Source organism: Pseudomonas sp. FP2300, from assembly GCF_030687595.1.
GTDB classification, from domain to species: domain Bacteria; phylum Pseudomonadota; class Gammaproteobacteria; order Pseudomonadales; family Pseudomonadaceae; genus Aquipseudomonas; species Aquipseudomonas bijieensis.
Map to the genome: position 1 here is coordinate 3,152,129 of NZ_CP117440.1, position 13,821 is coordinate 3,165,949.

Annotated in this window: 15 protein-coding genes; 8 read left to right on the top strand and 7 right to left on the bottom strand. The window is 62.9% G+C overall.

The genetic code is table 11. The annotated features are described in order from the left end of the window. Nucleotide 1: 1 nt before the first annotated feature. The 4 genes from PSH86_RS14080 to PSH86_RS14095 form a co-directional block, all read right to left on the bottom strand. Nucleotides 2–1,180 (bottom strand): cytochrome D1 domain-containing protein, encoded by a 1,179-nt coding sequence (locus PSH86_RS14080; protein WP_163853893.1) that lies wholly within the window; start codon nucleotides 1,178–1,180, stop codon nucleotides 2–4. Beyond that, nucleotides 1,177–1,479: a cytochrome c gene (locus PSH86_RS14085; protein ID WP_370873807.1), complete on the bottom strand. Its 303-nt coding sequence runs from the start codon at nucleotides 1,477–1,479 to the stop codon at nucleotides 1,177–1,179. The genes PSH86_RS14080 and PSH86_RS14085 overlap by 4 nt, the downstream gene beginning before the upstream one ends. A 229-nt stretch (nucleotides 1,480–1,708) precedes the next feature. Further along, complete coding sequence (locus PSH86_RS14090; protein ID WP_116832253.1) at nucleotides 1,709–2,017, bottom strand: c-type cytochrome; 309 nt, start codon at nucleotides 2,015–2,017, stop codon at nucleotides 1,709–1,711. Between the two features lie 24 nt (nucleotides 2,018–2,041). Beyond that, entirely contained in the window at nucleotides 2,042–3,721 is a 1,680-nt protein-coding gene (locus PSH86_RS14095; RefSeq protein ID WP_116832254.1) for a cytochrome D1 domain-containing protein, read from the bottom strand. Nucleotides 3,722–3,988: 267 nt separating this feature from the next. On the opposite strand from PSH86_RS14095, the gene PSH86_RS14100 reads away from it, so the two are divergent. The 6 genes from PSH86_RS14100 (at nucleotide 3,989) to PSH86_RS14125 (ending at nucleotide 9,715) form a co-directional block, all read left to right on the top strand. Beyond that, on the top strand, nucleotides 3,989–4,723 hold the full coding sequence (locus PSH86_RS14100; RefSeq protein WP_370873808.1) for a CbbQ/NirQ/NorQ/GpvN family protein: 735 nt from the start codon (nucleotides 3,989–3,991) through the stop codon (nucleotides 4,721–4,723). Next, nucleotides 4,707–5,291, top strand: coding sequence for a cytochrome c oxidase subunit 3 family protein (locus PSH86_RS14105; protein WP_305490283.1), 585 nt, complete (start codon nucleotides 4,707–4,709; stop codon nucleotides 5,289–5,291). Before PSH86_RS14100 ends, PSH86_RS14105 begins: the two co-directional genes overlap by 17 nt. A 12-nt stretch (nucleotides 5,292–5,303) precedes the next feature. Continuing rightward, a complete protein-coding gene (locus PSH86_RS14110) occupies nucleotides 5,304–5,549 on the top strand; it encodes a cytochrome C oxidase subunit IV family protein (protein ID WP_163853884.1) in 246 nt (81 codons plus the stop codon). Nucleotides 5,550–5,827: 278 nt separating this feature from the next. Then, nucleotides 5,828–6,268: a cytochrome c gene (locus PSH86_RS14115; RefSeq protein WP_305490284.1), complete on the top strand. Its 441-nt coding sequence runs from the start codon at nucleotides 5,828–5,830 to the stop codon at nucleotides 6,266–6,268. A gap of 3 nt (nucleotides 6,269–6,271) precedes the next feature. Then, nucleotides 6,272–7,699: a cbb3-type cytochrome c oxidase subunit I gene (locus PSH86_RS14120; RefSeq protein WP_109756146.1), complete on the top strand. Its 1,428-nt coding sequence runs from the start codon at nucleotides 6,272–6,274 to the stop codon at nucleotides 7,697–7,699. A 177-nt stretch (nucleotides 7,700–7,876) separates the two neighbouring features. Further along, on the top strand, nucleotides 7,877–9,715 hold the full coding sequence (locus tag PSH86_RS14125; protein ID WP_305490285.1) for a nitric oxide reductase activation protein NorD: 1,839 nt from the start codon (nucleotides 7,877–7,879) through the stop codon (nucleotides 9,713–9,715). A gap of 4 nt (nucleotides 9,716–9,719) precedes the next feature. Here PSH86_RS14125 and PSH86_RS14130 read toward each other — a convergent pair whose 3' ends face one another. Both PSH86_RS14130 and PSH86_RS14135 read right to left on the bottom strand, forming a co-directional pair. Then, complete coding sequence (locus tag PSH86_RS14130) at nucleotides 9,720–9,920, bottom strand: protein DnrP (protein WP_305490286.1); 201 nt, start codon at nucleotides 9,918–9,920, stop codon at nucleotides 9,720–9,722. Continuing rightward, on the bottom strand, nucleotides 9,917–10,600 hold the full coding sequence (locus tag PSH86_RS14135; protein WP_109756143.1) for a Crp/Fnr family transcriptional regulator: 684 nt from the start codon (nucleotides 10,598–10,600) through the stop codon (nucleotides 9,917–9,919). Before PSH86_RS14135 ends, PSH86_RS14130 begins: the two co-directional genes overlap by 4 nt. A 665-nt stretch (nucleotides 10,601–11,265) precedes the next feature. Here PSH86_RS14135 and PSH86_RS14140 point away from each other — a divergent pair. Together PSH86_RS14140 and PSH86_RS14145 are read left to right on the top strand one after the other, a co-directional pair. Further along, the gene (locus PSH86_RS14140; RefSeq protein WP_163853880.1) at nucleotides 11,266–12,456 is read left to right on the top strand and encodes an NnrS family protein; all 1,191 of its coding nucleotides are present in this window, start codon (nucleotides 11,266–11,268) and stop codon (nucleotides 12,454–12,456) included. 16 nt (nucleotides 12,457–12,472) lie between these two features. Further along, nucleotides 12,473–12,910, top strand: coding sequence for a hypothetical protein (locus tag PSH86_RS14145; protein WP_370873809.1), 438 nt, complete (start codon nucleotides 12,473–12,475; stop codon nucleotides 12,908–12,910). Nucleotides 12,911–13,079: 169 nt separating this feature from the next. On the opposite strand, the gene ytfE is transcribed toward PSH86_RS14145, so the two are convergent. Next, nucleotides 13,080–13,754, bottom strand: a complete 675-nt coding sequence (gene ytfE, locus PSH86_RS14150; RefSeq protein WP_109756140.1) for an iron-sulfur cluster repair protein YtfE — start codon at nucleotides 13,752–13,754, stop codon at nucleotides 13,080–13,082. Nucleotides 13,755–13,821 lie beyond the last annotated feature (67 nt).

The following is a 13,821-nucleotide window of genomic DNA, read 5'->3' on the forward strand; positions in this document are numbered from 1 at the left end:
GTCAATACCCCGGCTTGTGCGCGCGGCTGCTGAAGAAAATACCGCTGGGGCTCAGGGCCGGCAGGCTGCCCAGGCGTTCGAGCCGATACGGGTTCCAGACCTGTACCTCGCCACCGTCCCGGGCGGACAGCCACAGCTGGTCACCTCGTGCGGTGAACTCCATGTGCAACACGGCCGGGCCTGGTCGGAGGTCTGCGACAATGGCGTGAGTCTGGGTGTCGATGACCTGGACGCGGTCGTTGTCCGGGTAGGCGAAGTTGACCCACAGTTGCCGGCCGTCCGGTCGCGCGGTGACGAACACCGGCTGGCCGGCCACGGCGATGGCGTCGGTCTGCTGCCAGTCCTGGGCGTTCATCACCAGTACCTGGTGATGCCCGACGGCAGGAACGAAGGCTTGCTGGTCGGCCAGGGCCCAGCCTTCCAGATGCGGCATCTTGTACACCGGGAGCCGATCCTGGCCGCGCCCGTAATGCCCCAGCACCCGTTTTACGCCGTGTTCCGGATGCCACAGGTCGAGTTGGGCCATGCCGTCTTCACCGAACAGCCCGGCCATGTAGTAACGCCCATCCGGGGTGATCAGTGCGTCGTAGGGTTGTTGGCCGATGGCGGTGAAACGCTCGATGCTCGGGGTGAGACCCTGGCTGAAGTCGGCGGTCCAGATCTCGCCGGTGTCGAACAGGCTGAACACGAAGCGTTGTCCCGGGGCGTCCACCAGACCCACCACTCGCGAACGTTTCTTGCCGTCAGGCAAGGGTGTGGCCGGAATGTCGGCGACCTGTTCCAGGGTCTGGGCATCGAACACCTTGACCCCGCCGGGTTCGTAGTTGGAGACGGCGATCAGCTTGCCGTCCTGGCTGATCGCGCCGCCGATGCTGTTGCCGCCCTGGATGATCCGGCGGTCGATGCGCGCGCTCAGCAGGTCGACTTTGCTCAGGCCACCATCGCGGCCGAACACATAGGCGTAGCGCTGGTCGCGGGAGAACACCACCGAGGCGTGGGAGAGGTCGCCCAGGCCTTCAACGCGGGCGAGGGCGGTGCGGGTATCGCTTTCGATGATTTGCAGGCTGCCGTTGGCACGCTCCACCACTACGCCCAGATCGCCGGTGCCGCGCAGCGGTGTCTGGGTGCAACCGCAGAGCAGCAGGGCGATGGCCGTGAAGGACAGGAAAGAACGGATCATGAGGCGGGTTTTCCTTGAAGGAGCCGGTCCACCAGCCAGCGAATGTCGTCGGGCGCAAGCAGCGGTGCCCAACCGGGCATGGCGCTGCCGGGCCGTCCGAGGGTGACGGTGGCGATGAGGCTGTCGCGGGATTTTCCGGCCAGGGCTTCGAGGGTCAGGGGTGGGCCGAGGCCGCCGGTCATGTACAGGCCGTGGCAGGCGCCACAGTCCTGGTCCAGCAGGTGTTGCAGTTGGGCCTGGCGCTGGCTGTCGGGAGCGGCCAGCACGCAGGAGGAAAAAACAAAGAGGAGGGTGGTCATCGAGGTGGTAAAGCGGTGTCGTTCCATGACGTCCTCCGATATTGAGTTGCATCGCTTTTGTGGCGAGGGAGCTTGCTCCCGCTGGCTGCGCAGCAGCCCCTTGGGTTTACCTGACACACTGAGTCGCCAGGTTGCTATTGGGGCTGCTGCGCAGCCCAGCGGGAGCAAGCTCCCTCGCCACGGGTTTTGTGTCAGGCAGGTCCTGCCTACAAGGCCTTTTCTGCCTGTGTTATTTAAGGGTCAAGACCCACGCAGCGAGGATCTTGGCTTCTTCTTCCGTCACGGGGTTGGCCGGCATCGGCATCGGTCCCCAGTTGCCTTGCGTACCCTCCTTGATGTGTTTGGCGAGCACGTCTTGCGCCCCCGGGACACTGGCGTTTTTTGCCGCGACCTCCTTGAGCGCCGGGCCCACCACCTTGGTGTCGATGGAATGGCAGGCTGCACAGGGCTTGCTCTTGAACAGCGTCGGGCCGTCTTGTGCCAGCACCGGCAGGCTGTAGGCGGCAGTCAGGGCCAAGGCAATCAGAATAGGCTTCATGGTTTTTCCTCTTATTGATGGGGCTCAATAGATGTCGTGTTGGGTGTTGTAGACGTTGAATTTCCCGGTAGGGGTGATCAGGCGCTTGTCCTTGATCACGTTCTTGACCTTGAGGGTCTTGTCGTCGATCACCACCAGCGCCGACTCGTCTTCCTGGCCACTCCAGACCGAGAACCAGACCTCGTCGCCGGCCTTGTTGTACTCCGGCTGCACCACGCGTAACGCGCCTTTCTTGATACCGGCGTACTCGGCAATCGGCAGCACGGTGTAGCCGGCGTCGAGCTTGTTGATGTCGAATACCGCCACCGACTGGCTGAGCTTGGCGTCGGGGCTGAGGGTGGTGTCGACATACAGATGGTTGGACGCGGGGTGAGTCTTGATGAACAGCGAGCCGCCACCCTGGCCCTGCAACGAGCCGACCTGTTTCCAGGCGTATTGCGGGTGTTTGATCGGATCGGTGCCGATCAGCGAAACCCCGGCGTCGCCCAGGTGGCTGGTGGCCCAGACCGGTCCGTAGAGTGGGTGGTTGAAGTTCGCGCCGCGTCCCGGGTGCGGGGTCTTGCCCACGTCCACCAGGGCGGTGAGCTTGCGTTCCTTGGAGTCGATCACCGCGACTTTGTTGGAGTTGTTGGCGGCCGTCATGAAATAGCGATGGCTGCTGTCCCAACCGCCGTCATGCAGGAACGGCGCGGCGTCGATGCTGGTGATGGTGAGGTTCTTGATGTCCTGGTAGTTGACCAGCATCACCTTGCCGGTTTCCTTGACGTTGACGATGAACTCCGGCCATTCGTGGGAGGCGATGATGGCCGCGACCCGAGGTTCCGGGTGGTACTGCTGGGTGTCGACGGTCATGCCGCGGGTCGAGACGATCTGCTTGGGCTCCAGGGTCTCGCCGTCCATGATGGTGAACTGTGGCGGCCAGTACGAACCGGCGATGGTGTATTTGTCTTCGTAGCCTTTGAACTTGGAGGTTTCCACCGAGCGGGCTTCGATGCCCACCTTGATTTCCGCGACCTTGGTCGGCTCCTTCGGCCACAGGTCGATCATGTCGATCTTGGCGTCCCGGCCAATCACCAGCAGGTAGCGACCTGATGCCGAGATGCGCGAGATGTGCACCGCATAACCGGTGTCGATCAGCTTGACGATCTTCTTGCTGTCGCCGTCGATCAAGGCGATCTTGCCGTCGTCGCGCAGGGTCACCGAGAACAGGTTCTGCAGGTTGAGGGTGCTCAGTTGCCTGGTCGGCCGGTCCTCGGGCTTGACCAGCACTTTCCAGGTCTTGCGGGTTTCGGCCATGCCCCATTCCGGCGGTGTCGGCGGGGTGTGCTGGATGAACTTGGCCATCACCGTGATCTGGTCTTTGGTCAGGGCGTTGGAGGTGCCCCAGTTCGGCATGCCGGCGGCCGAGCCGTAGGTGATCAGCGCCTCCAGGTAGGCCTGGCCGCGTGACTGGGTGATATCGGGTGTCAATGGTTTGCCGGTGGCGCCTTTGCGAAGGACCCCGTGGCAACCGGCGCAGCGCTGGAAGTAGATTTCCTTGGCCGAGTCGAAGTCGGCCTGGCTCAGGTCTGGCGCGCCTTCGGTCTTGACCACGCGGGGTTGCTCCGGCGCAGTGGTTTGGTCGGCGAAGGCGTGGGGGGCGGCCAGCGCTGTACACAGCGCCGTGACCCGCAGGGCCCACGATTTTTTGTGGCTGATCAGCATTCCATTTCTCCTCAGGCGTGACCCGCGCTGCGCAGTAATTGACGTTCGGCGCGCAGGTTCTTGGTGCGATGCAAGGCTATGCCCAGGCTGGTGGTTGGCCGCTTGACGGCGATCAAGTTTGCCGGCCGCAACCCTTGCCAGGTTGTCGCAGGGCACCGTAGCGTGGCCTGCAATCGTGTTGTCTGATCAGGCCTTGCCATGAACGCTATCCACACTTTGCAGCACCCCGACGAACCCTTTTATCAACCCCAGGACAACGAGCAGGCGATGTTCGAGCAGGCCTGGCATCACGGCATGCCGGTGCTGATCAAGGGCCCTACCGGCTGCGGCAAGACCCGTTTCGTCCAGCACATGGCCCACCGCCTGAAACTGCCGCTGTACACCGTGGCCTGCCACGATGACTTGAGCGCGGCCGACCTGGTGGGCCGTCACTTGATCGGCGCCCAGGGCACTTGGTGGCAGGACGGTCCCTTGACCCGGGCGGTGCGCGAGGGCGGCATCTGTTATCTGGATGAGGTGGTCGAAGCGCGCCAGGACACGGCCGTGGTGTTGCATCCGCTGGCCGATGATCGTCGGCAGTTGTACCTGGAGCGCACGGGCGAAGTACTGCAGGCACCGCCGTCCTTCATGCTGGTGGTGTCCTATAACCCGGGTTACCAGAACCTGCTCAAAGGCATGAAGCCAAGCACTCGCCAGCGCTTCGTGGCGATGCGTTTTGGTTATCCGGCGGTGGCCGATGAAGAGCGCATCGTTGCCCGTGAGGCGAACGTGGACATGGCCTTGGCGGCCCAGGTGGTGCGCCTGGGACAGGCGCTGCGTCGGCTCGACCAGCATGACCTGGAGGAAGTCGCCTCGACGCGCCTGCTGATCTTCGCCGCGCGCATGATCGGCTCCGGCATGGACCCGCGCCAAGCCTGCCTGGCCTGCCTGGCCGAGCCATTGAGCGACGACCCGCAGACCGTTGCCGCGTTGATGGACGTGGTCGATGTCCACTTCGGCTGAAACCATCGCCTTGCCCCGGCGCTTGCCCGGGGACCTGGCGATGTGGTTTTTCATCCTCGCCGAGCTGTCGGTGTTCGCGCTGTTGATCCTGGCGTTCACCGTCGCCCAGGCGTTGTATCCGCAGGTCTTCAGCGAAGGCCGGCAGTTGCTGGACCGCTCCACGGGCCTGGCGATGACCCTCAGCCTGCTGACCGCCGGCCTGTTCGCCGCCCTGGCCCAGGAGCAGGTCAGGCAGGCCCGGCCGCGTCGAGGTGCGTTGTTGTTGTGTGTGGCGTTGTTGCTCGCCTGCGGCTATGTGGGGATCAAGCTCGGCGAATATGCCCACCTGCTGGCAAACGGCTTGGGGATGGAGCACGACACGTTCTTCACCTTGTACTGGATCCTTACCGCGTTTCATTTTCTCCATGTGCTGTTGGGCATGGTGATCCTCGCCTGGCTGGCCGAAGGTTGCCGACGTCGGCGCTACGGTGCGCAGGAACATAGCGGGTTGGAGTCCGGCGTGCTGTATTGGCACATGGTCGATCTGGTCTGGGTGCTGCTGTTCCCGGTGGTCTACATCCTTGATTGAGCGGAGGTGCTCATGTCCGCTTCCCCTGTCTTGATCGCCTGCTGGATGGCGCTGGCGGTGCTGAGCACCGGTACCGTCGCCCTGGGGCAGGTCGCGGCTAGCGGGCTGGTGTCCATCGCCATCCTGGCGGTCGCGGTGACCAAGGCCTGGTTGATCGCCGACGGCTTCATGGAGCTGCGCCATGCGCCGCGGTTGTGGCGGCGGTTGGTGTTGAGCTGGGCGGTGGTGCTTGCGATTGCAATCTCATTCACGCTCTGATTCCCGATGCAATCCCCTGTGGCGAGGGAGCTTGCTCCCGCTGGGCTGCGAAGCAGCCCCAACAGCAACAACTCAATCCATCTGGCACACCCCGTCAGCAGGTTTTAGGGTCGCTTCGCAACCCAGCGGGAGCAAGCTCCCTCGCCACAACAGCTCACCTGCCTTTCGGGCGGTGTTGGAACAACCCACCAAAACCATCGGAGATTCTTGATCGCCATCAAGCGGTTTCTGACCCCGCGCTTCCTAGAATGAACACGCCAAGCAATGAGGAAGTGACCATGTCAGATACCTTCACCAAAGGCATGGCCAGGAATATTTACTTCGGGGGAAGCGTGTTCTTCTTCCTGATATTCCTGGCCCTGACCTACCACACGGAACAGACCTTTCCCGAACGCAGCAACCAGGCGCAATTGAGCGAATCGGTGATACGCGGCAAGGGCGTCTGGGAGCGCAACAACTGCATCGGCTGCCATACCCTGCTGGGCGAAGGCGCGTATTTTGCGCCGGAGCTGGGCAACGTGGTCAACCGGCGCGGTGGCGAGGAAGCCTTCAAGCCGTTCCTGCAGGCCTGGATGAAAATGCAGCCGCTGAACGTTCCGGGTCGTCGGGCCATGCCGCAGTTCAACCTGAGCGAGCAGGAGGTCGACGACATCGCCGAATTCCTCAAGTGGAGCTCGAACATCAATACCAATGGCTGGCCGCCAAACAAGGAGGGCTGAGAGATGAGCATGGCTAATCCGCATCTGAAATTCGCCTCGCAGGCCGTCGCCAAACCCTACTTCGTGTTTGCCCTGATGCTGTTCCTGGGGCAGGTGCTGTTCGGTTTGATCATGGGCCTGCAATACGTGGTCGGCGACTTCCTGTTCCCGCTGATTCCCTTCAACGTGGCCCGCATGGTCCACACCAACCTGCTGATCGTCTGGCTGCTGTTCGGCTTCATGGGCGCGGCGTATTACCTGATACCGGAGGAGGCCGATCGCGAACTGCACAGCCCGAAACTGGCACTGGTGCTGTTCTGGGTATTCGCCGCCGCTGGCGTGGCGACGATCCTGGGCTACCTCTCGGTGCCTTATGCGACGCTGGCCAAGTTCACCGGCAACGACTTGCTGCCCACTATGGGCCGTGAATTCCTGGAGCAGCCGACCATCACCAAGATGGGCATCGTCGTGGTGTGCCTGGGGTTCCTCTACAACATCGGCATGACCCTGCTCAAGGGGCGCAAGACCACGGTCAGCATGGTGATGATGACCGGTCTGATCGGCCTGGCGGTGTTCTTCCTGTTCTCCTTCTACAACCCGGAAAACCTCGCTCGCGACAAGTTCTACTGGTGGTGGGTGGTGCATCTTTGGGTGGAAGGCGTCTGGGAACTGATCATGGGTTCGATGCTCGCTTTCGTCCTGATCAAGATCACCGGCGTGGACCGCGAAGTGGTGGAAAAATGGCTCTACGTGATTATCGCCATGGCGCTGATCACCGGGATCATCGGTACCGGTCACCACTTCTTCTGGATCGGTGCGCCCGAGGTCTGGTTATGGGTGGGTTCGATCTTCTCGGCGATGGAACCGCTGCCGTTCCTGGCGATGGTGGTCTTTGCCTTCAGCATGGTGAAGAACCGTCGTCGGCACCACCCGAACCGCGCGGCCACGTTGTGGGCCAAGGGCACCACGGTCACCGCGTTCTTCGGCGCGGGCGTCTGGGGTTTCCTGCACACCCTGGCACCAGTCAACTACTACACCCATGGTTCGCAACTGACCGCAGCCCATGGTCACCTGGCCTTCTACGGTGCCTACGCAATGATCGTGATGACGCTGATCAGCTACGCCATGCCGCGCTTGCGGGGCCTGGGTGAAGCGGCGGACGAACGCTCGCAGCGCCTGGAGATCTGGGGCTTCTGGTTGATGACCCTGTCGATGGTGATGATCACCTTGTTCCTCACCGCGGCCGGTGTCGTCCAGGTCTGGTTGCAGCGCTGGATGGCCGATGGCAGTGCCTTGCCGTTCATGGCCACGATGGATCATTTGAAGCCGCTGTTCTGGGCGCGACTGGTCAGCGGTATCGGCTTCCTGGCCGGGTTGCTCTGCTACCTGTTCAGCTTCCGTCAACGTGGTCGTGCGGCCCTGCGTGCACCGGCGGCGGTGGTGCCTTCTTGAGAGGCCACCACTGAATCCGTGGCGAGAGCGCCTTTGTGGCGAGGGAGCTTGCTCCCGCTTGAGCGCGAAGCGCTCACAAAATGGGTCTGCTGCGCAGCCCAGCGGGAGCAAGCTCCCTCGCCACAAAAGCAGTGCGAGCCAGTCCCTTCACTGCAGCGGGTCGATAGGAGAGTAACCATGGCATTCACCCTAGAGCTGGAAGAGTGGGTCGGCAGTGTCTGGCACCGTTTCATCACTCGCCGCGCCAGTGTGGATTTTCCCGAAGCGCGGGTGGAGCTGATCCCCCGGCAACGCGCACTCCAGGTACTGTTGCGGGCCACCGGCGGTGCGTCTCACTTGGGGGTGGAGGCCGTCAGCGACCGCGACCTGTTGCTGCGCCGCAACCTGTTGCAGCAGATCGCCGGCACCTGCAAGCAAGTCCCCCTGGCCTGGTGCGATAACGATAACCTGCGCCTGCCGGCGAGCCTGGCGGCGTTCCCCGATGTCGGGCTCAACGAGGAATTGTATCGCTGGCTTGCCTTGCTGGCCGCACAGGCGGGACCGATGACGCACTGGGGGCGGGACAATCAGCGCTGGACCCTGGCGGTGTTGCAGCGCTACCCGGCACTGCGGCCTCGCTACCGGCGCTTGGTGGACGCACACCTGTCCCTGCGCCCCGATCCGGCCACGCTCAACCCGGCCGAAGCCGCCCTGGAGCATGCGTTGTGCCAAGCCCTGCGCGAACCGGGCAGTGTCGAACATTTTCCACGCAGCGAGCGGGCGGCCTGGCCGTTGCCGCTGTGGCTGTACCCACCCCAACACCTGGGCAATCCCCAGGCCGCCGACCTTGAGGAGTCCGAGCAATACCTGGCGACACCACCCGGCGAACAGCAGGGCGGTCGCAAGCGCGCCGAGCGAATCGACGACACCAGCCGTGACGGTGGGCTGCTGATCGTGCGCCTGGAGAACCTGTTCAGTTGGACCGAACATGTGGACCTGGATCGCTGGGCGGATGACAGTGAAGACCCGGACGCCGCTCGCGTCGCCGAGGACCTGGACCAATTGACCTTGTCGCGCACCCGCTTGCGCAAGAGCGGTGGCTTGAAACTGCACCTGGACCTGCCCCCGGCCGATGTGGACGACCTCCCGTTGGGCGCAGGCATCCTCTTGCCGGAATGGGATTACCGCAAGCAACGACTGCAGGACGATTTCGTCAGCCTGCAAACCTTCACCCCTCGCGATTGCCAGCCCCAGCCGTTACCCGCACGCCTGCGAAGCTCGGCCCAGCACCTGCGTCGCCAGTTCGAACACTTGCGCAACGATCGCCAGTGGTTGCGCCAGCAAACCCAAGGCTCGGAACTGGACCTGCAAGCCTGGCTGGACTTTCATGTCGAGCGCCAGCACGGGCAGTGCAGCGAGCGCGGGTTGTTCATGGACCAGCGCCAGACTCGCCGTGACCTGGCCTGTCTGCTGCTGGCCGATCTGTCGATGTCCACCGATGCCCACCTCAATGACGAGCACCGGGTGATCGATGTGATTCGTGACAGCCTGTTGCTGTTCGGCGAAACCCTGTCGGTGCTGGGGGACGATTTTGCCTTGTACGGGTTCTCTTCCCTGCGTCGCCAGCAGGTGCGCCTGCATGAGCTCAAGGCTTTCAACCAGCGTTACGACGATCACACCCGGGGACGGATCCAGGGGCTGAAACCGGGTTACTACACACGCATGGGCGCGGCGATTCGCCAGGCCACGCAACAACTGGCGCTCTGCAAGCGCCGGCGCAAACTGTTGTTGCTGCTCAGTGACGGCAAGCCCAATGACCTGGATCTTTACGAAGGCCGCTACGGCGTGGAAGACACCCGCCAGGCGGTGCTCGAGGCGCGGCGCCAAGGGCTGACGCCGTTCTGCATCACCATCGATCGCGAAGCGGGGGATTACCTGCCCTACATGTTCGGGGCCAACGGCTACACCCTGATTCGCCAGCCCGAGCAACTGCCGCTGCGTTTACCGCAGTTGTATCGGCAGTTGACTCAGGATTGAGGGTTCAGGCGATGCGGCGAGGCAGCCAGAAGAACATGACGATGCAGAAGATCGTCAAGCCGACACAAAACCAGGTGAAGCGCCGCAGCCGGCGCTCGCCGGCCAACGCCGCTTCGGCTGGCAGGGGCATGCCGCACTGGCGGCACTCGGTTTCATCGACGGGGTTGGCCTGTTGGCAATACAGGCAAGTGGGCTGTGCGCTCATTCGAATTGTTCCAGGCGCAGGCGATCGAGAATGGCGATCTGGCGACCGTCCTGAGTGATGATTTTTTCATCGATCAGGCGGCGGATGATCCGCGAAAAGGTTTCCGGCTGGATCGACAAGTGTCCGGCGATCAACTGCTTGGCCATCGGCAGTTCGAACTGGCTGTCCACGGTTTGCAGGCGTACCAGTTGTGTCAGCAGGTAGCGAACCACGCGGTGAGTGGCGTTCTTCAGCGACAGGGTTTCAATCTCGTTGACCCGTTGGTGCAGGCGCACGCAGAGCTTGCCGAGCAGGGCGAAGGTCAGCCGGCTGTTGCTTTGCAGCAAACGCATGTAGGTGGCGTTGGACAGCCGGTACACCTGGGTCGGACCGACGGCTTCGGCGGACGCGACGTAGTTGGGCGTGTCCATCAGCATCATGGCTTCGGCGAAGGTCTGGCGCTCACCGATCACCTCGAAGACTTTTTCCTGGCCGTCCGGGGTCAGCCGGTAGATTTTCACGGCGCCGGAAATCACGAAGTAAAACGCCTGCGCCGGCTCTCCCTGGCGGAACAGCGGGTCGCCCTTGTCGATGTTCAGCAGTTGGCTGTTACTCATCAGTTCGTCGAGCTGTTCTTCGTTCAACGGCTCGAACAGGTGATGGCTGCGCAGAATCTGGTGATGGACACGGTGGAGCACCATGGCATGGATCCTTGTTGTGGCAAATGATGGGGCCGGGGTCAGACCAGGCTCAGGGACAGGCCGCTGGCAAGCGCCACGACGCAGGAGAGCACGAAGAACCAGGTAAGCGGCAGAACGACAGATTTCATGGAGAGCCCCGGCAACGAAGGTAATGCCAGGCCTGAGCAAGAGCCGGGCCAGACCCTGAGGACATTGATTGGCGGGGCGTTGGGGTTGGGGAGGGTAGAAATGACCCTGGTGCAATAGGGTTAAAGCAACCATGAAAGGGTCATAAATACCCCCGTTCGCCTACAGTCCCTGTGGGAGCACAATGCTGTACACAAAAAAAGTGATGGACCTGTGGCGAGGGAGCTTGCTCCCGCTCGGCTGCGAAGCAGTCGTAAACCGGCGGGTGCGGAGTGTCTGATGCTCCGCATTTGGCGGGTGTAGGGGCCGCTTCGCGGCCCAGCGGGAGCAAGCTCCCTCGCCACGGGGTTATCGAATGCCTTAAGTGAGCTCCCACAATGACCCTGTTCGGCAAGCCCCTTGCTAGTGCCTGTTCGAGGCGGGAGGTTGCCGATGAGCTGGCTTGATCTGAGACAAGGCCTGCCGGTGTCGATAGCCGATCATTCGAACCCTGGTTTGTCGTCCCTCGCTGACGGTTCAGCGAGGCAAAGGAGTGGTGTATGCAAGTGCTTGACCGTCGCAAGGCCATGGCCATCGCGCCGCTGTGGCGCCTGGCGTTTCGGCCGTTTTTTTTGGCCGGTTGTGTGTTGGCGCTGCTGGCCATTCCCTTTTGGCTCGCGGCGTTTACCGGGCGCTTGTCGGCCTGGCAACCGGCCGGAGGTTGGTTGGCCTGGCACCGGCATGAACTGTTGTTCGGTTTCGGCCTGGCGATCATCGCTGGGTTCCTGCTGACGGCGGTGCAGACCTGGACCGGAACCCCGGGGCTCAGCGGCAAGCGCTTGGCAACGCTGGCGTTGTTGTGGCTGGGCGCGCGGCTGGCCTGGCTGATCGATGCGCCCTGGCCGTTGCTGGCGCTGCTGGAGCTGGGTTTTGCCCTGGCGGTCGCCGTGTTGATGGGCGTGACGTTGTGGCGTGTGCGGCAGAAGCGCAATTACCCGATCGTGCTGGTATTGCTGCTGTTGGCCGCCGCCGATGGCTTGTCCGTGTATGGCCTGCTCCAGCACAACGAGGGCTTGCAGCGCCAGAGCGTGCTCACCGGCCTGTGGCTGGTGGCGGCGATGATGGGGTTGATCGGCGGACGGGTGATTCCGTTCTTTACCCAGCGAGGCCTCGGGCGGGTCGAGGGCGTCGCGCCATGGCCGTGGCTCGATCGCCTGTTGTTGGCCGGTTCGGCACTGGTGGCGTTGTTGTATGCCTTCGGCCCGGCGCTGGCGGCCAGTACCTGGGTCGGCCTGTTGTTCGCGGCGTTGGCGGTGGGGCACGGGATTCGACTGGTGCGTTGGCATGATCGGGATTTGTGGCGGGTGCCGCTGCTGTGGTCGTTGCACCTGGCCTACGCTTGGCTGGCGGTGGCCTGCCTGGGCATGGCGCTGTGGCACTTCGGCGTGCCGGTGAACCCGAGCCTGGCGGTGCACAGCCTGACCATCGGTGCCATGGCCGGGTTGATCCTGGCGATGATTGCCCGGGTCAGCCTGGGCCATACCGGGCGTCCCCTTGAGCCGCCGATGGGCATGACCCTGGCCTTCATCCTGCTGAACCTGGCGTGCCTGAGCCGCGTGCTGCTGGTGCTGCTGTTGCCGTTGGCCGGGTTGTGGCTGGCGGGGGTGTGCTGGACGTTGGCGTTCGGTTTATACGCCTGGCGTTATGGGCCGATGCTGTTGAAGGCCCGGGTGGATGGGCATCCGGGATGAGTCGAGGGGATCGATGATGTATGGGGTTTTGCTAATCACTCATCTATTGGCGGCTATTGCTTTTATCGGCACGTTGTTTTTCGAGGTTTTTATCTGGCATGCCGCCCGCCGGCCCCTGGCCCAAGGCGTCAAAGACGCCGCCGACCAGGCCATCGCCAAGCGCTCGCGGCACGTCCTGCACGGCGTTGTGCTGGTGTTGTACGGTGCTGGCCTGGCCCTGGCCTGGCAGCATCGCGGCGCATTGAGCCAGCCATTGAGCAGCAGCTTCGGCCTGCTGCTGAGCCTGAAGATCCTGCTGGCGCTGAGTATCATCGGTCACTATTTGTGGCTGGCGTACTGGCTCAAGAGCGGTCGCCTGACACCCAGCCGAGCCTGCTGGCTGCGCCGCAGTATCCTGGGGCACATGCTGCTGATCGTGGTGTTGGCCAAGGCGATGTTCTATTGGCAGTTTTGAGCGGGAGAGTGAAAGAAAATTTTGAGGTCATTGCAAATAGGGTGAGCAACATCAATCCCTGTGGGAGCGAGCCTGCTCGCGATGGCGGTGTGTGAGGCACCTCGTACCGACTGATCCGACGCCATCGCGAGCAGGCTCGCTCCCACAAGGGGTATGCAATGCTTGAGAGTCAGCGGGCAGGCTTCATCGCATTGACGAACAACACATTGTTTTCCAGGTGAATGTGCTGCATCAGATCATCACGAAACTCCACCAGCCCGCGATACAGGGCGCGCCAGGTGTTGCAGGCGTTGGCGGGTGGGGTGATCTGGTCGGTCAGGGCGAGCATGGTTTCCAAGGCTTCACCGTGCTGGTCATGTTCGTAGCGCAGGACCTGGATCGGCGCCGAGGCTCGTTCGCCGAGGCCCTGTTGCAGCATCGGGAACAGGACCTGTTCTTCCTTGAGCATGTGGCCTTCGAGCTCCTGATATATGTCCTGCAGGTGATCGGCCAGGCCGTTCGGGCAGTTGGGGCGCGCACCGTGGACCTGCTCGACGCGCCGGGCCAGGCGGATCAGTTCCGGCAGTTGTTCGCGATGGCGCGCATGGTAGCGCTCCAGGATGTGGGCGATCAGCAGGGCCTGGGGCTCGTCGCGCCAGTCATGGCCGAGTTCGCCGGCGGCTTGCAGCGTGCGCAAGGCATCGGCGATGAGCAACGGGTTCAGGCCCTTGCCCAGCGCGGCTTCGCGCAAGGACTTTTGCCCGCCGCAGCAGAAGTCGAGGTTGTAATGATGGAAGGTGCGCGTGGCACCGGGAATGTCGCAGGCCAGTTGGCCAAGGCTTTGTTCCAGCAGATCGAGGCTCATCATGTTTCCTTGGGTGGAATCCCGGGGAGGGACAGATGAGCGGAGTTTGCAGTCGGTGTGCCAGATT